Source organism: Mesorhizobium sp. BH1-1-4, assembly GCF_020165665.1.
GTDB lineage: Bacteria > Pseudomonadota > Alphaproteobacteria > Rhizobiales > Rhizobiaceae > Mesorhizobium.
On the sequence record NZ_JAIUIN010000006.1, the window covers coordinates 273,865 to 294,281 of the forward strand.

Consider the following 20,417-nt stretch of genomic DNA (forward strand, 5'->3'; position numbering starts at 1 on the left):
GGGCCGGTCGTGGATCATATGTAACCTTGTATCCGCCCTTGAGACCGAACCATCGGTGATCGTCGAGAATGGACATATGGCCTCCGTGACCAATTGCGTTCAAGACAGGGGCTTGAGGTCAACAAAAACCCGCCACGAGGGCGGGTCTTTGAACTGCGAAGGTCGCTTGGCTTAGAGGCCGAAGCCCTCGAAGCGCTTCTTGAACTTCGACAGGCGGCCGCCGCGGTCGAGCAGGGTCTGCTGGCCGCCGGTCCAGGCCGGGTGGGTCGTCGGGTCGATATCGAGGTTCATCGTATCGCCTTCCTTGCCCCAGGTCGAACGGGTCGTGTATTCGGTGCCGTCGGTCATGACGACCTTGATGGTGTGGTAGTCGGGGTGAATGGCGCTCTTCATGGCTCGGTTCCTGGCTTGCTGGCGCGGCGGACGGGCATAAGCCTGCGTCGATGCGCCCCTTTTTAAAACTCGAAGCCGCAGCTATTGAGGAGCCACGGCTTCTAAAACGGTCGGCGTGCCTATACATCAGCCGGAATTGAATCACAAGGCCGTGGCAAGCGCAATTCAGGCGCATAGGCCGAGGCGGCTAGAGGAACACCGAGAATGGCGCAATCAAGCAGCGCAGACGAGCGCCGACGCTCGCTCAAGCCGCTCAGGCGCCTGTTCCCCTATATCGCGGGATATCGCACGCTGGTCGTCGGCGCGCTCATCTCGCTGGCCATCGCGGCGGCAACCACATTGGCGCTGCCGCTGGCGGTACGGCGCATGATCGACCATGGTTTCTCGTCGACCGGCACCACCTTCATCGCCGAGTATTTCGCGGCGCTGGTGGCGATGGCCGCCGTGCTGGCGGCGGCGTCGGCCGGCCGTTACTATTTCGTCATCACGCTCGGCGAGCGCGTCGTCGCCGATATCAGGCGCGACGTTTTCGCCCATGTGACGACGCTGTCGCCTGCCTTTTTCGACACCGCCCAGTCGGGCGAGATCGTGTCACGGCTGGCCGCCGACACCACGCAGGTCAAGTCGGCGGTCGGCGCCACCGCGTCCGTGGCGCTGCGCAATGTCATCCTCGGCCTCGGCGCGGTGGGGATGATGGTCGTCACCAGCCCGAAACTGTCCAGCCTCGTCATCGCGGCCATTCCCATCATCGTGCTGCCGCTGGTCGCCTTCGGCCGCTCGGTGCGGCGCAAGTCGAGGCAGGCGCAGGACACGCTTGCCGACGCGACAGCCTATGCCAGCGAGCAGATCGGCGCGGTGCGCACGCTGCAGGCCTTCACCAATGAGAAACTGGTCACCGGTCGCTTTTCGGGCGCGGTGGAAGCCGCCTTCGAGGCGGCACGCGCCTCGATTTTCGCACGCTCCTTCCTGACCTTCTTTGCCATTTTCACCATTTTTTCGTCCGTCGTGGCGGTGCTGTGGTTCGGCTCGCGCGACGTGCTCGACGGCATGATATCGCCCGGCACGCTCGGCCAGTTCCTGCTCTACTCGGTGTTCGCCGCCGGTGCGCTCGGCGCGCTGTCGGAAGTCTGGGGCGAACTCGCGCAAGCAGCCGGCGCGGCCGAACGGCTGACCGAGATCCTGGCCGAGACGCCGGCGATCCAGGCGCCGGCCAGTCCGAAACCGCTGCCGGCGGTCGCCAAGGGCGGGATCTTCTTCGACGACGTCTCCTTTTCCTATCCGGCGAGGCCCGACCGCGCCGCCGTCCATGGCTTGAGTTTTTCGGTCAAGCCCGGCGAGACGGTGGCCATCGTCGGCCCCTCGGGTGCCGGCAAAAGCACTGTGTTCTCGCTGATCCTGCGCTTCTACGATCCGGAGACAGGAAAAATCCTGATCGACGGCGTCGATGTGCGCGAGGCCGATCCTGTTGCGGTCAGGCAGCGCATCGCCATCGTGCCGCAGGACGTCACCATCTTCGCGGCGAGCGCACGCGACAATATCGGCTTTGGCCGGCCAGGCGCCGGCGAGGCCGAGATCGAGGCGGCGGCGAAGGACGCGCTGGCCGACGAATTCATCCTCAAGCTCGAAAAAGGCTACGACAGCCAGGTCGGCGAACGCGGCGTGACGCTGTCGGGCGGCCAGCGCCAGCGGGTGGCGATCGCCCGCGCCATCCTGCGTGACGCGCCGATCCTTTTGCTCGACGAGGCGACCTCGGCCCTCGACGCCGAAAGCGAAACGCTTGTGCAGACGGCGCTCGAGCGGCTGATGCGGGGGCGCACCACCATCGTGATCGCCCACCGGCTGGCGACGGTGCTCAAGGCCGACAGGATCCTGGTCATGGACGGCGGCCGCATCGTCGAGGAAGGCACGCACCAGAGCCTGGTCGCCAAGGGCGGCATCTATGCCCGGCTGGCCAAGCTGCAATTCGAGACCGGAGCCAGCGCCTTCAGGGGCGCGGCGGAGTAACGGGCTCTACTCGCCTCGGCGTAACGAAACTCGTCATCCCAGGCGGCATTGTCGCTTCGTGGGTCACGCGGCCGGCGTCATCCGCCGTAGCGCTGCTTCAGGTGGTTGACGAAATAGACGGCGTTGAGTTTTTCGCCGGTGGCGCGTTCGAGCAGGTCCGGCGTCGACCAGCGCGACCCCTGCGACCAGATTTTCTCACGGCGCCATCCGTTGATCGCCTCGAAATTCCCTTTGGCGAGATCATCGTCGGCTGAAGGATGCTCGCGCACCAGCGCGGCCCATTGCTGCGCCGCCATCATCGCGCCCAGCGTGTAGGAGGGGAAATAGCCGAAGGCGGCACCTGGCCAATGCACGTCCTGCATCGGTCCGTCGGCCGGATTGTCGATGGTTGAGAGGCCGAGATAGTCGCGCATCCTGGCATCCCAGGCTTCAGGCAGGTCAGCCACCTCCAGGCGACCCGAGACAAGCTCCTGCTCCAGTTCGTAGCGCAGGATCACATGCAGCGGATAGGTCACCTCATCGGCATCGACGCGGATCAAGCCGCGCTCGACGCGGTGTACATGGGGCAGGAGATCGTCGAGCGACCAGGCCTCGCCGAGATGTTTTTCCACCACCGGCAGCGCCCAGCGCCAGAAGGCCGGATTGCGGCCGACCTGCTTTTCGACGAACAGGCTCTGGCTTTCATGCACCGCCATGCCGCGGGCCTTGCCGAGCGGCCAGTGCGACCATGCCTTGGGCAGGTTCTGTTCATAGAGCGCGTGACCCGTCTCGTGCAGCACGCCCATCAGCGCCGACAGGAAATCCGACGTCTTGTAGCGCGTGGTGATGCGCACGTCGCTCGGCACGCCACCGCAGAAGGGATGGTGCGACACAGACAATGAGCCATGGGTCAGGTCGAAGCCGACCGCAGCCATCATGGCAAGCCCGAGCTCGCGCTGCCGGTCGATGGCATAGATGCCCGAAAGCGGTTTCAGCGGATGCTTGCGCAGCCGCGCTTCCTGTATCGCCAGCGCCTCCGGCACGAAGCCTTTGAGGAAGGCCTTCAGGTCGGCGAAGACGGGGGTGATATCGGCCGTGCGGTTGCCGGGATCGTATTGCTCCATCAGCGCGTCATAGGGAGCCAGGCCGAGCACGTCGGAGCGTAGGGCCGCCTCCTCGCGCACCAGAGCCACCACGCCCTCCAGCGCCGGCTGGAAGCCAGCCCAGTCGTTCTTGGCGCGCAGCGCGCGCCACAATTGCTCGCAGTGCATGCGCGCCGTGGTCTGGCGCTCGACGAATTCGACCGGCAGGCAGGTCAGGTTGGTGTATTGCCGCCGCAGTTCGGCGAGGGCCGCCCGCTGCTCATCGTCCAATGCCTCGCCTTCGGCCGCGGCGATCCAGTCCGATATTTCGGGCGCTGTCGCCCTGGCGTGGTACATGCCGGCAAGGGCCGCCATCGCCTCGGCGCGCTTCTCGCCGCCACCGACGGCCATGTGGGTCGCTTCATCGGCGCCGAGGATGGCCAGTGCATGTTCAAGCGCTTCGAGCTTGTGGCCGAGATCGTCGAGTTTGTGAAAGGACATGGCGGCTTCCGTGCTTGAGGACGGGGCGAAAAGACACCAACGCAAAAGCAATGGCAACCCTCGGATGCCTCCGGCGGATACACCTTGCGCAGGCGATGCCAGACATGAAATGCTGCGGGCGAGGCATGAAGGGGGAGCAGATGATCGGCAACCTACTGGTCGGGCTGGTGGCCCTGATCCATGTCTACATCGTCTATCTCGAGATGGTGCTCTGGGACACGCCGCGCGGGCACAAGACATTCCGCCTGACGCCGGAATTCGCCAGCGCCTCCAAAGTGCTCGCCGCCAATCAGGGTCTCTATAACGGCTTTCTCGCCGCCGGCCTGATCTGGGGGCTTTACCTCGGCGCCGGCGGTTTCCAGGTCAAGGTCTTCTTCCTGTTGTGCGTGGTCATTGCCGGTCTCTATGGCGCGGCGACGGTCGGCCGCAAGATCCTGTTCATCCAGACCGTGCCGGCGGCGATCGCCCTGATCGCGGTCTGGCTTGGGTGGTAGGCAGAATGGGTTGGTAGGCAGGATGGGTTGGTAGGCAGGGCAAGGCTGGCAGGCAAGATGGGCCGGTGAGGAAAAAGGACGCCCGCGGGATTGGGGTCCCGAAGGCGCCAAGATGGTCCCTTCCTCTTGGACCCTCTCAGACAGGATGGCTTCAGCCGTTCGGATAGTTTCCGCCGTCGGCACCATCACCCATCAGGAAACCGCTGCCGGTGTCGACCATCAGACGTTGATCGACATTGTCGAGCCGGCGCAGCAGGTCATGGTATTGCGCGGCCGGGATCCTGCCGTGATCCGACGCGGCTATCTTTTCGGCGGCCTGACCGATGCGGGCGGCGCGCATTTCCAGGCGCTCCGCGACGGCCGGGGTGATGTTGTTGGCCTGCCTGGCGTCGACGATGCCTTGATGGACGCCCTGAACCTGGTCAATGAGGGCTTCGACACGCGGACCCGTCAAGTCGGTCGGGGCGGTGGCATCGAGAGCGCCCTTGTGATGGCCCGCGGCGTAGGCGCCGGCGAGCGGGACGGCAATGAGAATTGCGGCAAGCGTTGCAGTCTTGAGAGATGCTGATGAGCGCATGGTGCGCTTCCTCCTGCTGGGAAGGGAGAGCGGCCGCGCCGCTCGCCTTCCGACCATTTTGGGTCGTCCAGTTCCGTCGCGTCGCGATGGGAGGCATCGCCGGCGGTTCTCGGCCCTGCACGGCAAGCTAGGAGCGCCTTGGCGCGAAGTGTAATTAAAAAAAGATAATCTTTTCAGGCCTTGCCGGCCGGTCTCTGCGTCCTAGAGTTGAGCCGGCGAACAACTTCGCGTGAGTTCGCGTGATGATGGATCAACGTTCGGTGAGCTTCAGCTCGATGCGGCGATTCTTGTTGCGCGCTTCGTCGGTGTCGGCAGGATCGAGCGGCTGGAACTCGCCGAAACCGGCGGCGACCAGCCGGTTGGCCGGCACGCCGTTCTCGATCAGGAACTTGACCACCGAGGTCGAGCGTGCCGTCGACAGTTCCCAATTGTCGCGGTAGCGGCCGTTGCCTGAAAGCGGCTTGTTGTCGGTGTGGCCGTCGACGCGCAGCACCCAGTTGATCTCCGGCGGGATTTCTTTCTGCAATTCGATGATGGCGTCGGCGAGCTTCTTCATCTCGACCTTGCCGGCATCGTTGATCACTTCGGAGCCGGTCGGGAACAGCACCTCCGACTGGAAGACGAAGCGGTCGCCGACGATGCGGATGTTCTCGCGGTCGGCGAGGATTTCGCGCAGCCGTCCGAAGAAATCGGAGCGGTAGCGGTTCAATTCCTGCACACGCTGCGCCAGCGCCACGTTCAGGCGGCGGCCGAGATCGGCGATCTTGGTGTTGGAATCGCGGTCGCGCGTTTCGGAAACGTTGAGGGCATCCTCGAGCGCGCCGATCTGCTTGCGCAAGGCCGCGATCTGCTGGTTGAGGATCTCGACCTGGCTCAGCGCCTGCTGGCTGATCTGGCGCTGGTTGTCGAGTTCACCGCCCAGTTCGGCGGCACGCTGGTTGGCGGCGTCACCGGCGCCGGCACCTTGTGCCAGCAATTGTTCGAGCCGGCTTTTTTCCGCCTCGGCCGCCGACAGGGACGCCTGCAAATTGGCGAGCGAATCCTCCTTGTCCTGCGCCGTCGAGCGCTCCAGCGCGAGTAGCTGGGTCAGTTCGTTGATCTGCGAATTGAGGCGCGACAGCGCCGTGTCCTTGCCGGAGATCTCGCGGCCGAGCAGGAACTGCGCCAGCACGAAAACGGTGAGCAGGAACATGATGGCGAGCAGCAGCGTCGACAGCGCGTCGACGAAGCCAGGCCAATAATCGATGCGGCGATCGGTACGCCGGCCCCTGGCAAGCGCCATGCTAGTGAACCTCGGGCTTCTTCAGGGCGTCGGCGATCTTCTCCAGCGTGTTGCGCATCGCCTTCTGCTCGTCGGACTGGGCCTCGACCCAGTCGCGCATGATCTGCTGCTCGGAGCGCATGTTCTTCACAAGGCCGGAAATGCCGTCGGCGAGATTGGCCATGGCGGTGGCGACACGAGGGTTGGAGCCGCCGCCGTTCTCCTGCATGCTGCGCAGCCGCTCCGACAACAGGCGGATCTCGTCGGAAGGTTCGGCCTTGGCCGGGTCGGAGACGACGATGTCGGACGACAGATCGGTGACCGAGGACAGCCAGTTTTCGAGTTCGGTGTAGAAGCGCGTCTGGGCGCGGCCGGCCTGCAGGTCGAGGAAGCCGAGTACCAGCGAGCCGGAGAGGCCGAACAGCGAGGACGAGAAGGCGGTGCCCATGCCGGCCAGCGGCGCCGACAGGCCCTGTTTCAGCGAATCGAGCACCGCCGCGGCGTCACCCGTGCCTGGATCGAGGGATTCGATGGTCTCGCGGATCGAGCCGATCGTGTTCAACAGGCCCCAAAAGGTACCGAGCAGGCCGAGGAACACCAGCAGGCCGACCAGGTAGCGCGAGGTATCGCGGCTTTCGTCGAGGCGCGTTGCGATGGAATCGAGCATTGTGCGCATCGAGGAGGTCGAAAAGGCCATAGACGAGGAGCGGCCGATCATCGCCTTCATCGGCGCCAGCAGCACCGGTTCCGTGGTTTCGGAGCCGGCGCGGAAGGAGTTGACCCAGCGCACCTCGCGAAACAGCCGCCCGACCTGCGTGAACGCCAGCAGGATACCGACGACCAGCACGCCGACGATCAGGCCGTTGAGGCCGGGATTGGTGACGAAAGCGGTCGTGACCTGGCGGGTCAGGATGGCGGCGATGAAGGCGACGATGGCCAGGAAAATGACCATGGTCAGCAGGAAGACCTGCGGACTCGACAATTTGTGCGGATCGTAGACCAGTACGTCGGAGCGCCTGCCCATGCCGAAGGATCTGAGAAAAGCCATCCGTGCCCCGTTTCCGATGCTCTATTTTGCCTTCACGCAATTCCGAACGGGAAACCGCTCACGCTTTCCCTGGAATTGCTCCAGCGCCGCCGATCACGTAGTTGGCGACTCTAAACGGAATTGTGACCAAATTGAATGGTGCTTGGCAATATTGCCACAGGCGGCCTTTGCGGCCGGCGCATCAGAGGCGGTTGATGACCAGGCAGTCGACCATGGCCGCCAGATGCAGGCCGGCGCCGGTGACGACGAAGCCGTGCCAGAGCGCGTTGTGGAAACGCAGCGCCTTCCAGGCGAAGAAGATGACGCCGCAGGAATAGACGACACCACCGGCGACGATGAGCATGATCGACGTGGTCGGCAGCGTCTCGACGAGCGGTTTGACGAGGATGATGCCGCTCCAGCCGATGGCAAGGTAGAAGACGATCGCCAGCCTGTCGAAGCGCCCCGGGAAAAACACCTTGATGATAATCCCCGTTGCCGCCGCGGCCCAGACCAGTACGATCATCCATCTCGCCAGCGGCGAGGCTCCCAACTGGGCCAGAAAGGGTGTGTAGGTGGCGGCGATCAACAGATAGATCGCGGCATGATCGAAACGCCGCAGGATCCATTTCGCGGGCGAGGTCACCGGCCACAGATTGTAGGTCAGCGATACCGAGAGCACGGTGAGCAAGGAGACGACATAGAAGGCGGCGGCGATGTATTCGCCGGGCCCGACCCGGAAGGCGGCGAGCGCCAGCAACGCCGAACCGGCGGCGATCGCCAGCACGATGCCGACCGCATGGACGATCCCGTCGGCGATCATCTCGGCGCGCGAATAATGCCAGCGTCCGATGAAGGGAATTTCCGTCTGTGGCGGCGTGTTGGTCATCTATCGTCCTAGCGTCGCCCTTTATCTGGGCAACCGCCGGACAGTATTTCAAGCTTTGTTTGCGGTTTTGCGACTGCGGCGGTTCAGCGCGCCAGGCATTTGCTTCCAGGCAAATTCCTGGGCGGCCCGCACTTTTCCTCAGCGCGGCGCCAGCGGCTTTTTCACCGCCTTCAGCAACGCGCGCTGGATGATCTCGTTGCCGGCGACGACCGAGCCGGTGTCGAGCATATCTTGTCCGCCATCCATGTCGGAGGCGAAGCCGCCCGCTTCGCGGATCAGGAGCAGGCCGGCGGCGATGTCCCAGGCCGACAGACCGACTTCCCAGAACCCGTCCATGCGGCCGGCGGCGACATAGGCAAGATCGAGCGAGGCCGAACCCAGGCGCCTGACGCCGGAGACCTCGGCCATGACGTTGCGCAGTTCGACCAGGAAATTGCCGTGATGGCCACGGCCGAGATGCGGTACGCCGCAGCCGATCACCGTGTCGACAAGCTTCGTGCGGCCGGCGACGCGCAGGCGGCGATCATTCATGAAGGCGCCGCCGCCGCGCTCGGTCGTATAGAGCTCGTCCATGGCCGGATTGTAGATGACGCCGGCAACGATCTGGCCCTGGCGCTCGAGCGCGATCGAGACGGCGAACAGCGGAATGCCGTGCAGGAAATTGGTGGTGCCGTCGAGCGGATCGACGATCCAGCGGTGCTGGCTGTCATCGCCGGCGACGGCGCCGCGCTCTTCCATCAGGAAGCCGTAGCCCGGGCGTGCCTTCGACAATTCGGCGAAGACGATGTCCTCGGCCTTGCGGTCGGCCTGGCTGACATAATCGCCGGGACCCTTCATCGAAACCTGGAGGTTCTGGACCTCGCCGAAGTCGCGCGACAGCGAGCGGCCGGCCTTCATTGCGGCCTGGACCATGACGTTGAGGAGGGCTGAGCGTGCCATAGTGCTTCTTCCTGGTGCGGCGCTTTAAACTCTGTCTCGATGCATGCCGGTGACCCAAATTGGGGGCCACTTTTGGGCGGCACGGATCAGTCGGCGCGGCGCACGTAAGTGATTTCGTTGGTGTCGACGATGATGCGCTCGCCGGCGCCGATGAAGGGCGGCACCAGCACGCGAATGCCGTTTTCCAGTACCGCCGGCTTGTAGGAGGACGCCGCCGTCTGGCCCTTCACCACGGGATCCGCCTCGGTGATGGTCAGCGTCACGTAGTCGGGGAGCGATATGCCGATCGGCCGCTCCTCGTAGAGCTGGACCGTCACCATCATGCCGTCCTGCAGGAACGCGGCGCGGTCGCCGACGAAGTCCTTGTTCAGTTCGAGCTGTTCGTAGCTTTGGGTGTCCATGAACACCAGCGCGTCGTCCTGCTCGTAGAGGAAGGAGAAATCCTTCAGGTCGAGCCGGATCTGCTCGACGGTCTCGGCCGAGCGGAAGCGCTCGTTGAGCTTGGTGCCGTTGATGAGGTTCTTCAGTTCGACCTGGTTGTACGCGCCGCCCTTGCCGGGCTTGACGGTGTTGGTCCTGACGGCCACCCAGAGGCCGCCATCGTGTTCGATGACGTAGCCGGGACGGATTTCGTTGCCATTGATCTTGGCCATGATGATGGGATCCGGGATGCTGCCAACGGCTGGGCCGTCGGTATGGGATGTTCGCCGTTACAAGCGATTTAGGGCTCCAAGACCACAAATCGCCCGGAGAGGCAAGGGAGGGCGGATCGCCTCCAGCCGGCAAGCCGGCATCAGGTCTCGATCTGGATGACTTCGCCGACGGTCCTTGCAATGGCCTGCGCTGCCTTTGCCAGACGGTTGAGATGCGGAGAGCGCAGCGCCACAACCTGCAATGAAAGGTCGAAATCTCCGGCATCGACAAGCGCCAGATCGTCGGGAAGCCCACGAGCCGCGAGCCGCGACGGCATGAGCCCGAGACCGTGCCCCCGACGTACCCATTCCATCTGCATCGCCGGGTCCTGAATTTCCGCCGCCAAGACGAGCCGATGCTGCTCGGCGCCCAAAATGGAGACGAGCCTCTGACGCGCGTCGCAGGGTTCGGGGCTAAGCACCCAGGGCGTGGAAGCCAGAGCGGCGTCCGTGAGGTGGGGTTTGGAAGGGCCAGCTTGCGCTATAATGGCGAGACGTTCGATGCCGAGGACGTCCAGGTTTTGATGATCGGCGGATCGCAGGACGATCGCCATATCGAGTTGACCGCGTTCGAACTGCTCGATCAGCTCCGCGCTCCAGCCGGTCTTGAGCCGCAAGGATATTTTTGGAAACGCGGCAGCCGCGCGGGCGATAGCGCCCGCAACAGTGGCGTCGGACAAGCCATGCGCCAGGCCGAGGCGCAGCACGCCCTGCGGTTCGGTGTCGCCGGCGAAGGCTTTCAGGGCCTCGACCGAAGCCAGTATGTCTTTGGCGCGCTCCAGGATCTCCAGTCCCGCGGCGGTCAGACGCGGCGGCTTTTGCCGGCGATCGAGAAGCGTGGTGCCCAGCATATCCTCCAGCCGCTGCATCTGACGGGTGACGGCAGGCTGCGTCAGAGGCAGGCGGCGGGCCACATTCTGGATCGAGCCCTCCTCGGCGAACAGAACGAGCGTGCGCAATTCCTCCAGCATTCGAATACCTCAAACACATAATCATTGTGATTAATATGAATTTGAAATCTGGATGCCGGCAAGCGATTTTCCTGGCGACGCGTATCCAAAGGAAAGCGGAGACAATGAAGGCAATCGAATTGCAAGCCCCTGGCGGCATCGACAATCTCAGACTGGTCGAGCGGCCGATGCCGGAACCAGGCCGCCAGGAGATGATCATCAAGGTCAAGGCGACGGCGTTGAATTATCGCGATGTGGAAATCGCCCGTGGCAGCTATCACACCGCCTTTGCGCTGCCGCTGGTGCCGCTTTCGGACGGTGTCGGGGAAGTGGTCGCGGTTGGCGCCGAGGTGACGCGCTTCAAGGTCGGCGACCGCGTCTGCGCCACATTCTGGCAGCGTTGGGTCGGTGGCAGTTTCGCTATGGCTGAGCCCTCCTATCAACGGGGCGGCCCGATCGACGGATTGCTCAGCGAGTTCGCCAGGCTGGATGAGCAGGCGGCCGTCCTTGCGCCGGACCACCTGAGCGATGTCGAGGCCGCGACGCTGCCTTGCGCCGCCGTGACGGCCTGGCATGCGCTGTTCACGGAAGGCCGGCTGGAGCCTGGCGAGACGGTGCTGAGCCTGGGCACCGGCGGCGTCTCGCTGTTTGCGGTGCAATTCGCCGCCGCCGCCGGCGCACGCGTTATCGTCACGTCGAGCAGCGACGACAAGCTCGCGCGCGCAAAGGCGCTTGGCGCCCATGACGGCATCAACTACCGCAGTGACCCGGATTGGGCGGCCGCCGTGCTGGCGCTCACCGGTGGGCGCGGCGCCGATCACATCATCGAAGTCGGCGGGCCGCAAAGCTTCGCCCAGTCGCTGAGGTCTTCGGCGCGCGGTGCTCAGATCAACGTGATCGGCTATCTCGGCGGCAGCGAGGGGACAATCAATCCACTCGACATCTTCCGCCGCCAGGTCAGGGCACGCGGGATACCGGTCGGCTCACGCGAATCCTTCGAAGCGATGAACCGGGGCCTTGCCGTCAACCAACTGAAGCCGGTGATCGACAGGGTCTTGCCGTGGCGCGAGGCGGCTAGCGCCTTCCACCATCTCGAACACGGCTCGCCCTTCGGCAAAGTCGTCCTGGATCACATGCAATGAGCGCGCGCCGTCCCCTCAGGGCAGGCGGTTCGCCTTCTGCAGGGCCTGCTTGGTCTGGTCGTCGCTCAGCCCTTGCAGGAAATCGTCCATCTCCGGATCGATGAGGCCGGCGCGGCGGGCGACTATGTACCAAGCGCCGGCGAGCACGAGATCCGGATCGGTGCCGATGCCTTGCATATAGAGTTTTGCCAGGCGGTTCTGGGCCGCGACATTGCCGCCTTCGGCGGCCTGCTTCGTCCAGCCGAAAGCCGATTTCAGGTCGCGCGCGCCGCCGCGGCCTTCGATCATCCAGGCGGCGAGGTCGATCTGGGCGGTGTCGTAGTTCTGGCGGGCGGCCTGCGCCAGCAGGCGCCGTGCCTGGGCATCGTCGCGCGGCTTGCCGCCGACGCCGTTGGCATAGATCTGCGACATGGCGTACTGCGCGTCGGCGAGACCCGTCGCAGCAGCGCGCTCATAGTAGGAAACCGCCTTGGCCAGGCCGGCGTCGCCTGGATCCTGCTGGACAAGCATCTGCGCGAAATTGAATTGCGCCAGCTGGTTGCCGGCCTCGGCGGCGGCCTGCATCAGGGCGTAGGCGCCCTTGGCGTCCTTCTTGACGTAACGGCCGTCGAGCAACATCAGCGCATATTGGAACTGCGATTCCGGCACGCCCTGCTCGGCGGCCAGCGCGTACCATTTCGCGGCCTCGGCTGAGTTCAGCGGCACACCCAGCCCACGCGACAGGATCTCGGCCACCAGCGTCTGCGCCGCCGGGTCGCCGTTCTGCGCGCGGACCAGCGCCAGATTGTATGCCGTCTTGTAAAGCCCGCGCTGGAAGGCGCCATAGGCGGCGTCCGCCGGCTTGGCGCCGAAGCGGTCGGGATTGACGCTGTCGACCGAGGGCAGCGGTGCGGGCTCCGCCGTGGTGGCGGGCTGCGGCAACTGGTTTTCGATCGGCTTGTCGGTGTGCACGCCGGTTTCAGGCTTGGGTTGCGGCAAGGGTATGGTTTCGGCGGCGGCGCCCTGGATCATCGCCGCCGCAAGCAGGGCCTGAAGGGAAAGCCTTGCCAGGGACACGTCAATCCTCGAAGCGCGGCGCTGTTTCGTCGAGCAGCGCATTGGCCCGGGCTATCGCTGCCTTCGGATCGACGCCGTCGGCGAACACGGCACTCGACAGCGCGACGAATTCGGCGCCGGTGGCGGCCACGGTTTCGACGGATGCAAGATCGGAACCGGCCTCGACGATGCAAGGGATCTGGATCATCCGCGCCCACCATTCCCCCAATGACAGGTTGCGCGGATGGGGCTCGGGCTTGTTGTCGTAGCCGAAGCGGCCGAAGAAGATGTAGTCCGGCCTTGTCTCGCCAAGCTCGAGCGCGTCGTCACGCGTCTTGGCGCCGCCGGCGCCGACCATCATTTTCGCCTGGAAATGCTCGATCGTCTCGGCGAGTTCGGCCTTGGAGACCTCGACATGGATGCCGTCGGCCTGGACCCGGCCGGCAATGCGGGTGTCGCCGGCGATGATGACAGCCACGCCCGCGGCCTGCGCCGCCGGCACGACCTGCTCGGCGAAGGCCTGGAAGGAGGCCTCGTCCATGCCGTTCTCCGGCAGGATCAGCGAGGCGACGTCGCCGCCGTCGAATGCGGCGGCAATGCGGGCGGCCGGCACGCCGGGCGGCGCGATCAGCACGATGCGGCAACGATTTGGGGGTGTGGCGTCGTTCATGGTTCTTCGATCCCGGGTTTCGCCTATGCCGGGCGAAGATGGTTGGATTGCGGCATAGAGCAAACTGCCCGCTTTGAACAGGCGGGCAGCCAGGATCGCGTTTTGACCGGCCTGCAGCCGGCGTGCCGCCTTACTTGATCGGCTGGGGGCTCGCGGCGGACGGTCTCGATTTCCACAATGTCCAGCCGAGGTTCATGCCGGCGGCAGCGATCAGGATGGCGGCGGCGCCGACGACCTGACTGAGATGCAGCCGGTGGCCGAAGGCGGTGACATCGACCAGGATCGCCACCACCGGATAGATGAAGGACAGCGACCCCTGCAGATGCGTCGGCAGTTTCTGGATGGCGCCGTACATCAGGATGTACATCAGGCCGGTGTGGACGATGCCGAGCGTTGCCAGCATGGCCCAGCTCCATGGGTCGGCGGGAAGATGCGAAAGATTGGCGAAGGGCGCCAGCATGACGACGCCGACGCAGACCTGGATGAGCGCGATCAGATGCGGCGGGGTGCCCTTGAGTTTCTTGGTGACGATTGCCGCGACGGCCCAGAAGAAGGCGGCGGCGAGCGCCATCAGGATGCCGGCGAAATAGTTCGTGCCGACATCGCCGGCGTCTGGGGCGGCCCCGACGATCAGAACCATGCCGGCGAAGGCGATGGCGAGCCAGGTCAGCTTGGCCAATGTCAGCCGCTCGGCGAAGAAGACCGCGCCGAAGCCGACCAGCATGAAGGGTTGCGTGTTGTAGACCGCGGTGGCGATCGAGATGGAGGCGCGTGAGAATGCGCTGAACAGCAGCAGCCAGTTGATGACGATGGCCGCGCCGCCAAGTGCCGCGAGGCCGACGATGCGCAACGACAGCCTGTTGCGCAACAATCCAAGCGAAACGCAGATGACGAGCAGCGTCAGCGCGCCGAACGCGCAGCGCCAGAACACGACATCCATGATCGGCTGGCCGGACATGATGACGAACCATCCGATCGTTCCCAGGATCGCCATTGCGGCCGACATCTCGACCGTGCCGCGTACCGTATCGTTCATGATAAGCCTCTGAACCCGTTGAGCCAGCATAATCTCATGCGATGTCGGGGCTTTCCATCTGCTCGTAAAGGCGATATGGATATATTTCCTAATTATATTAGGCGTCACCTTGGAATCCGCGAGAAAAAAGAAATGCTGGACGAGCTCGACCGAAATCTGTTGGAAATCCTGGTCAGGGATGCGCGGACCTCGCTGAAGGATCTGGCGGCCCAGGTCGGGCTGTCGTCGCCGAGCGTTTCGGAGCGGTTGCGGCGCCTCGAGGAGCGCGGCGTCATCCGGGCGTTCACCGTCGAGATCGATCCGCTGGCGCTGGGCTATACGCTGCAGGCGATCGTGCGGATCAAACCTCTGCCGGGCAAGCTGCACATCGTCCAGAAACTGATCGAGGAAATGGAAGCGTTTGGCGAATGCGACAAGGTGACCGGCGACGATTGTTTCGTCGCCCGTCTGTTCGTGCGCTCGATCGGCGATCTCGACTGCATTCTCGACCGTATCGCCGACAAGGCCGAGACCAGTACCGCCATCGTCAAGGCGCAGCCGATCCGGCGGCGTCCGCCGCCACTGGGGTTGCCGCCGGCCTCATCGTCTTGACTCCGCCAGGCCATGGTGGAAAGGCGCGGCCACCAAATGCCGGTCTTTCCGCCGGATGCCCGAGGAGCAAGAGAACATGGCGCAGAACATCTACGATCAGCCGGATTTCTTCGCGGGCTATAGTAAGCTTGGCCGCTCGGTCGAGGGCCTGGATGGTGCCGCCGAATGGCCGGCGCTGCGCGCGATGCTGCCCGGTGTCGCGGGCCTGAGGATCGTCGACCTCGGCTGCGGCTTTGGATGGTTCTGCCGCTGGGCGCATCAGCATGGGGCGGCGCAGGTGCTTGGGCTGGACCTATCGGAGAAGATGCTTGCCCGCGCGAGAGCGGCCGGCCCGGATACGGGCATCACCTATGCCGGAACCGACCTCGACCAGCTCAGCCTGCCACAAGCCAGCTTCGATCTCGCCTACAGTTCGCTCGCCTTGCATTATGTCGAGGACATCGAGCGCCTGTTCGGGACCGTGCATCAGGCCCTGTCACCCGGCGGCCATGTCGTCTTCTCGATGGAGCATCCGATCTACATGGCGCCGACCAGTCCCGGCTGGTCGATCGACGGGGCGGGGAAAAAGACCTGGCCTGTCGACCGGTATCTGGTGGAAGGGCCGCGCAAGACCGACTGGCTGGCCAAGGGAGTGGTGAAACATCACCGCACCATCGGCACCACGCTCAACACGCTGATCCGGACGGGTTTCACGATCGAACATGTCGAGGAATTCCGTCCGACGGACGCGCAGATCGCGGCCAGGCCGGAGCTGGCGGAAGAGCTGGAACGGCCGATGTTCCTGCTGGTTTCGGCGCGCCGATAGGTGTTCAAAGCTGGTCGGCCCGATATGCCGCTGCCAGCCTATATTTGCGGTCGCCGAGCAGGCGATTCTGGGCTATTCAGGCGTTGACGCGCTTTCCCTCCAGACCAGTCCCTTCCATGTCAGGCCTGCTTCTCGATCCGTGGTTCTACGCGGCCGCCATCCCGGCGGTCATTCTGGTCGGCCTGTCCAAGGGCGGCTTCGGCGGCGCCGTCGGTTTCGTCGGCGTGCCGCTGATGGCGCTGACCATGCCACCGGTGCAGGCTGCCGCCATCCTGCTGCCGATCCTGTGCCTGATGGACATCGTCTCGGTGTGGACGTGGTGGGGCGTGTACGATCGCAAGATGCTGGTCGACATGATGCCGGGCGCCATCATCGGCATCGGGCTTGGCTGGCTGACGGCGGCACTCGTCACCGAGGAAGCGGTGCGGCTGATCGTCGGCGCCGTCGCCATCATCTTCGTGCTGCGCTGGCTCTATCTGGAGTTTCGTCATGGTTCCGACCATGCAGCCCCACCCAATCGCGTGGCTGCGGCCGTATGGGGCACGGTCGCCGGGTTCACCAGCTTCGTCGCCCATGTCGGTGGACCGCCCTTCCAGGTCTATGCCTTGCCGATCCGGCTCGACCCCAAGGTGCTGTCGGGCACGGCGGCGATCTTCTTTGCCGCCACCAACGCGCTGAAGCTCATCCCCTATTTCGCGCTCGGCCAGTTCGACACCGCCAATCTGACGGCATCCGCCGTGCTGATGCCGCTGGCGCCGCTGTCGACCATCGCCGGCGCGTGGCTGGTGCGGCGCATGCGGCCGGAGGTTTTTTATCCCTTTACCTACGCCACTGTCGCGGTCGTGGCGCTGAAGCTTCTGTGGGACGGCATCGCTGGCCTGATGTAGCGGGCGTGTCGGCTTTGCGCCGCGCTCACGGTTGGTCAGGCGGTGCTCGGGACGAGGCGCCGGGCGCCAGCGAATGCCAGGATGGCGCCGATCGCGACAACCAACGCCATGCCGGCCAGAATGCCGATGTCATGTGGTGTCGGCTTGAGCACCATGTCGGCGACGACGACCAGCATCACGGCATAGTCGAACCGCGCTACGCGCATCATCCGCTGGCCAACGCCAAGAACGGCTGGCGCGACGCCGTCCTTGGCGATCATCGCGCCCATGCGCTCGCCGGTCGGCTTGAAGACGAACATGCCGATGAAGAAGGTCGTGGCGTAGCCTGCGAGGCCGATCACGACCCATAGATCGGAAAAGCCGACCCATAAGCCGCACATGACGAGGCCGAAGACCAGGGTCAGCATCGACATCGGCGCGAAGAAGCGGCCGCCCAGTTCGCCGCTGGCGCGCATCGCCTGCAGCTTGTCGTCGATGTTGCCGGCGCGCTCGGCAAGCAGGCCAAGCAGGAACAGAACGAAGCCGCCGCCGACCCACAGGGTGGCCGTGACGACGTGAAGGAATTTGACGATCGAATACCAGTCCATGCGTTGCTCCGTGGGACAGTTCGTCCGGGTTCGCGGTGGCGCGGATCTGCGCCAGCCGCCAGAGGAGCGGGCGTTTAGCGCGGCGCGTGTTTCGGAACGATGTCGTGAAAAATCCGGCTGTGTTTCGCCCCCCTTTTTCACGGGTACAACCTACAACGAACGCGGGTGCCCGGATTTGTTTCTGCTAATATACGACCTGTCGGGAGGGGAGGCGCGACATCGTCCGGAAACATGGGCGATGCTAGAGCGCCGACGCTGGCGAGCCGGCGGCGATGAAAATCGTCTGACAATCAACCCATTCCCGAAAACGGGAAAAGGCATCCAGGGGGACTAATATGCAAGGGGTAGCACGGAATTTCTTCACGCTGGCGATCATCTACGCGCTGTGCGGCATGGCGCTCGGCATTCACATGGCGATCAGCGAAGACCATGGCCAGATGCCGACCCACGCCCACATCATGGTGGCTGGCTGGCTGATGTCGGCGGTCTTCGGGTTCTTTTATCACCTGTTTCCGGCGGCCGGGCAAAAGACGCTGGCCCTCGTCCATTTCTGGCTGACGGCAATCAGCGGCATCGGGCTGATGATCGGCCTTTATATACTGCTTGCCGGAAATCCGGGGATCGAGCCATTGCTGGGGATATCTTCGATCGGCTTCTACGCGGGCATGCTGCTGTTCGCCTTCATTGCCTTGCCGGTGGTGTGGAAAAAGGCCTGAGGGAAGGCCGAAACCTGGCCTGTGCGGCTGTGCTGTTACGGCACAGGAGCAGCGTGTCGGGTCAAAAAATATCAGGGATGTTAAGGATTCATTAAGCTTTACAGGCGTTTACTATGTCCATCCAGTGATCTGGATTCTTACCGAGTGGTTGGAGCCACTTTGTTTGACGCCTCCCTGTTAAACTCCTGAGAGCCGCCTTATCCGCGGCTCTTTTTTTGTCCGCGTTCCGGCGGCATCCCGCGACGCCGGTCGCCGTTAACCTTCTGTTAAACATGTACTTGCCTTCACCCCGGACGAAGCGCATTTTCAAGCTTCAGTTTTATAAGGTCACGGGTGTATCGGCACAGAGCCGAATCGACCGGTTGCAAGTGCAGGGGCGTTATCAATGAACGAGCCGTCGAAGGGCATTGCGAAAACCGTCAAGCTGGCGGAACGCCGGGTGTTTTCGCACTCCTTCAAACCGCTTTACCAGGAAGGCATGGGCCTGGTTGAACAGGCGGCGGAGTATCTCGACGGCAAGGGTCGGGCCGAGGCCAAGAAACTGTCGCGGCTGGCGGCCACGCTCTACGCGGCCGAATCGATGCGGCTGACAACCAGGCTGATGCAGGTCGCCTCATGGCTGCTTTTGCAGCGCGCGGCGAATTCCGGCGAGATGACGCGCGATCAGGTCGCTTCGGAAAAGTCGAAGGTGCGCCTCGACACCGCTTCCGCCCATGACGAGGCGGCCGGCTGGGCTGAACTGCCGAACGATTTCCTCGACCTCGTCAACCGGTCGCTGCGCCTGCAGGCCCTGGTGCGCCGCATGGACGAAGAGATTTATGGCGCTGGCGCGATGGTCGACATGCAGCCCGTGGCTCGCCGGCCCAATCCGGTCTCGGACCAGATCAGCCTCCTCAACACCGCCTTCGCCCGCAACTGAGAAACGTCGAAGCCTTCCCCTGTTGGCGGGCGGTCGTTTCCGGTTTGTTCACTTTTCGCTGGCATCGCTGTCCGCCGGAGGTACACTCACGGCATGGGGGACGCGATTCGCATCATCGGTATCGATCCGGGGCTCAGGCGCACCGGCTGGGGCATCGTCGAGAGCCTCGGCAATTCCTTGCGCTTCGTCGCTTCGGGCACCGTGCGCTCCGAGGACAAGGCGGCGCTGGCGACGCGGCTCTGTCAACTGCATGACGGGCTCGCCGAGATCCTGCACCAGGCCATGCCGCATGAGGCCGCGGTCGAACAGACTTTCGTCAACAAGGACGCCGTGGCGACGCTGAAACTCGGCCAGGCGCGCGGCATCGCCATGCTGGTGCCGGCGCGGGCGGGCCTCGTCGTCGCCGAATACGCGCCCAATGCGGTGAAGAAAGCGGTGATCGGCGTCGGTCATGGCGACAAGAAGCAGATCCACATGATGGTGAAGGTGCTGTTGCCGAAAGCGACCTTCGACACCGAACATGCCGCCGACGCGCTGGCCATCGCGATTTGCCACGCGCATCACCGGCAAAGTGCCGCCTATCGGCTGGCGCTGGCATCATGAGAGGCTGTTTGTGATGATCGGCAAACTCAAGGGCACGCTCGACGAGATCGACGAAGACCATTGTCTCGTCGATATCCACGGCGTCGGATATGTCGCTTACTGCTCGACCCGCACGCTTGCCGCACTGCCTTCGCCCGGCGAAGCGGTGGTGCTGTTCATCGAGACCTATGTGCGCGAGGACATGATCCGGCTCTATGGTTTCCAGTCGCAACTCGAGCGCGAATGGTTCCGGCTGCTGATGAACAATGTGCCGGGTGTCGGCGCCAAGGTGGCGCTCGCCATCCTGTCGACGCTGGCGCCGGCCGACCTCGCCAATGCCATCGCGTTGCGCGACATCGCCATGGTTTCGCGTGCGCCCGGTGTCGGCAAGAAGGTGGCCGAGCGCATCGTCACCGAATTGAAGGCCAAGGCGCCGGCCTATGCCGGCGCTGCCTCCGGCACGATCGGCCTGAAACAGGAGCTCGGCGAAGGCGTGGCGCCGGCGCCGATCACCGACGCCGTCTCGGCGCTGGTCAATCTCGGCTATTCCCGCGACACCGCCGCCAATGCGGTGTCGGCCGCGCTGAAGACCGCGGGCGAGGATGCCGATGCCTCGAAGCTCATCCGCTTCGGGCTGAGGGAACTGGCGCGGTGATTGC

General features: G+C 64.2%; 23 protein-coding genes. 10 read left to right on the forward strand and 13 right to left on the reverse strand.

Annotated elements, in window-relative coordinates:
* Window positions 1-171 precede the first annotated feature (171 nt).
* Window positions 172-393 carry a 50S ribosomal protein L31 gene (gene rpmE / locus LB569_RS14170; protein ID WP_010912060.1) on the reverse strand — a complete coding sequence of 74 codons (222 nt, stop codon included), beginning with the start codon at window positions 391-393 and terminating at the stop codon, window positions 172-174.
* Window positions 394-597: 204 nt separating this feature from the next.
* Between rpmE and LB569_RS14175 the strand changes: the two genes are divergently transcribed.
* Window positions 598-2,397, forward strand: coding sequence for an ABC transporter transmembrane domain-containing protein (locus LB569_RS14175; protein ID WP_224692857.1), 1,800 nt, complete (start codon window positions 598-600; stop codon window positions 2,395-2,397).
* A gap of 77 nt (window positions 2,398-2,474) precedes the next feature.
* Here LB569_RS14175 and LB569_RS14180 read toward each other — a convergent pair whose 3' ends face one another.
* Complete coding sequence (locus LB569_RS14180; protein WP_224692858.1) at window positions 2,475-3,959, reverse strand: carboxypeptidase M32; 1,485 nt, start codon at window positions 3,957-3,959, stop codon at window positions 2,475-2,477.
* 140 nt (window positions 3,960-4,099) lie between these two features.
* Between LB569_RS14180 and LB569_RS14185 the strand changes: the two genes are divergently transcribed.
* Window positions 4,100-4,453 (forward strand): DUF1304 domain-containing protein, encoded by a 354-nt coding sequence (locus LB569_RS14185; protein WP_224692859.1) that lies wholly within the window; start codon window positions 4,100-4,102, stop codon window positions 4,451-4,453.
* Between the two features lie 151 nt (window positions 4,454-4,604).
* On the opposite strand, the gene LB569_RS14190 is transcribed toward LB569_RS14185, so the two are convergent.
* The 7 genes from LB569_RS14190 to LB569_RS14220 form a co-directional block, all read right to left on the reverse strand.
* Window positions 4,605-5,030: a hypothetical protein gene (locus tag LB569_RS14190; protein ID WP_224692860.1), complete on the reverse strand. Its 426-nt coding sequence runs from the start codon at window positions 5,028-5,030 to the stop codon at window positions 4,605-4,607.
* A gap of 250 nt (window positions 5,031-5,280) precedes the next feature.
* The gene (locus LB569_RS14195) at window positions 5,281-6,312 is read right to left on the reverse strand and encodes a peptidoglycan -binding protein (protein ID WP_140702405.1); all 1,032 of its coding nucleotides are present in this window, start codon (window positions 6,310-6,312) and stop codon (window positions 5,281-5,283) included.
* Between the two features lies 1 nt (window position 6,313).
* A complete protein-coding gene (locus LB569_RS14200) occupies window positions 6,314-7,339 on the reverse strand; it encodes a MotA/TolQ/ExbB proton channel family protein (RefSeq protein ID WP_140702403.1) in 1,026 nt (341 codons plus the stop codon).
* Window positions 7,340-7,520: 181 nt separating this feature from the next.
* Complete coding sequence (gene trhA, locus LB569_RS14205) at window positions 7,521-8,207, reverse strand: PAQR family membrane homeostasis protein TrhA (RefSeq protein WP_224692861.1); 687 nt, start codon at window positions 8,205-8,207, stop codon at window positions 7,521-7,523.
* Window positions 8,208-8,345: 138 nt separating this feature from the next.
* Window positions 8,346-9,146 carry an inositol monophosphatase family protein gene (locus tag LB569_RS14210; RefSeq protein ID WP_224692862.1) on the reverse strand — a complete coding sequence of 267 codons (801 nt, stop codon included), beginning with the start codon at window positions 9,144-9,146 and terminating at the stop codon, window positions 8,346-8,348.
* Window positions 9,147-9,232: 86 nt separating this feature from the next.
* Complete coding sequence (efp, locus tag LB569_RS14215) at window positions 9,233-9,799, reverse strand: elongation factor P (protein WP_019861758.1); 567 nt, start codon at window positions 9,797-9,799, stop codon at window positions 9,233-9,235.
* Between the two features lie 140 nt (window positions 9,800-9,939).
* Window positions 9,940-10,809: a LysR family transcriptional regulator gene (locus LB569_RS14220; protein WP_224692863.1), complete on the reverse strand. Its 870-nt coding sequence runs from the start codon at window positions 10,807-10,809 to the stop codon at window positions 9,940-9,942.
* A 104-nt stretch (window positions 10,810-10,913) separates the two neighbouring features.
* Here LB569_RS14220 and LB569_RS14225 point away from each other — a divergent pair, with 104 nt between their 5' ends.
* Entirely contained in the window at window positions 10,914-11,930 is a 1,017-nt protein-coding gene (locus tag LB569_RS14225; RefSeq protein WP_224692864.1) for a zinc-dependent alcohol dehydrogenase family protein, read from the forward strand.
* 15 nt (window positions 11,931-11,945) lie between these two features.
* Here LB569_RS14225 and LB569_RS14230 read toward each other — a convergent pair whose 3' ends face one another.
* From LB569_RS14230 to LB569_RS14240, 3 genes are all read right to left on the reverse strand, one after another.
* Window positions 11,946-12,941 (reverse strand): tetratricopeptide repeat protein, encoded by a 996-nt coding sequence (locus LB569_RS14230; RefSeq protein WP_263494572.1) that lies wholly within the window; start codon window positions 12,939-12,941, stop codon window positions 11,946-11,948.
* 46 nt (window positions 12,942-12,987) lie between these two features.
* Complete coding sequence (locus tag LB569_RS14235; protein WP_224692866.1) at window positions 12,988-13,635, reverse strand: thiamine phosphate synthase; 648 nt, start codon at window positions 13,633-13,635, stop codon at window positions 12,988-12,990.
* Window positions 13,636-13,765: 130 nt separating this feature from the next.
* Window positions 13,766-14,671 (reverse strand): DMT family transporter, encoded by a 906-nt coding sequence (locus LB569_RS14240; RefSeq protein WP_224692867.1) that lies wholly within the window; start codon window positions 14,669-14,671, stop codon window positions 13,766-13,768.
* A gap of 132 nt (window positions 14,672-14,803) precedes the next feature.
* On the opposite strand from LB569_RS14240, the gene LB569_RS14245 reads away from it, so the two are divergent.
* From LB569_RS14245 to LB569_RS14255, 3 genes are all read left to right on the forward strand, one after another.
* The gene (locus LB569_RS14245; protein WP_224692868.1) at window positions 14,804-15,262 is read left to right on the forward strand and encodes an Lrp/AsnC family transcriptional regulator; all 459 of its coding nucleotides are present in this window, start codon (window positions 14,804-14,806) and stop codon (window positions 15,260-15,262) included.
* 76 nt (window positions 15,263-15,338) lie between these two features.
* Entirely contained in the window at window positions 15,339-16,067 is a 729-nt protein-coding gene (locus LB569_RS14250; RefSeq protein ID WP_224692869.1) for a class I SAM-dependent methyltransferase, read from the forward strand.
* Between the two features lie 116 nt (window positions 16,068-16,183).
* Entirely contained in the window at window positions 16,184-16,954 is a 771-nt protein-coding gene (locus LB569_RS14255; protein ID WP_224692870.1) for a sulfite exporter TauE/SafE family protein, read from the forward strand.
* A gap of 35 nt (window positions 16,955-16,989) precedes the next feature.
* Here LB569_RS14255 and LB569_RS14260 read toward each other — a convergent pair whose 3' ends face one another.
* Window positions 16,990-17,541 (reverse strand): DUF2269 family protein, encoded by a 552-nt coding sequence (locus LB569_RS14260; protein WP_224692871.1) that lies wholly within the window; start codon window positions 17,539-17,541, stop codon window positions 16,990-16,992.
* A gap of 335 nt (window positions 17,542-17,876) precedes the next feature.
* Here LB569_RS14260 and LB569_RS14265 point away from each other — a divergent pair, with 335 nt between their 5' ends.
* From LB569_RS14265 to ruvA, 4 genes are all read left to right on the forward strand, one after another.
* Window positions 17,877-18,257 (forward strand): hypothetical protein, encoded by a 381-nt coding sequence (locus LB569_RS14265; protein ID WP_224537546.1) that lies wholly within the window; start codon window positions 17,877-17,879, stop codon window positions 18,255-18,257.
* 385 nt (window positions 18,258-18,642) lie between these two features.
* On the forward strand, window positions 18,643-19,176 hold the full coding sequence (locus LB569_RS14270; RefSeq protein ID WP_140702380.1) for a DUF1465 family protein: 534 nt from the start codon (window positions 18,643-18,645) through the stop codon (window positions 19,174-19,176).
* A 93-nt stretch (window positions 19,177-19,269) separates the two neighbouring features.
* Window positions 19,270-19,779: a crossover junction endodeoxyribonuclease RuvC gene (gene ruvC, locus LB569_RS14275; RefSeq protein WP_224692872.1), complete on the forward strand. Its 510-nt coding sequence runs from the start codon at window positions 19,270-19,272 to the stop codon at window positions 19,777-19,779.
* A 13-nt stretch (window positions 19,780-19,792) separates the two neighbouring features.
* Window positions 19,793-20,413, forward strand: a complete 621-nt coding sequence (gene ruvA, locus LB569_RS14280; RefSeq protein ID WP_224692873.1) for a Holliday junction branch migration protein RuvA — start codon at window positions 19,793-19,795, stop codon at window positions 20,411-20,413.
* The last annotated feature ends 4 nt before the right edge of the window (window positions 20,414-20,417 follow it).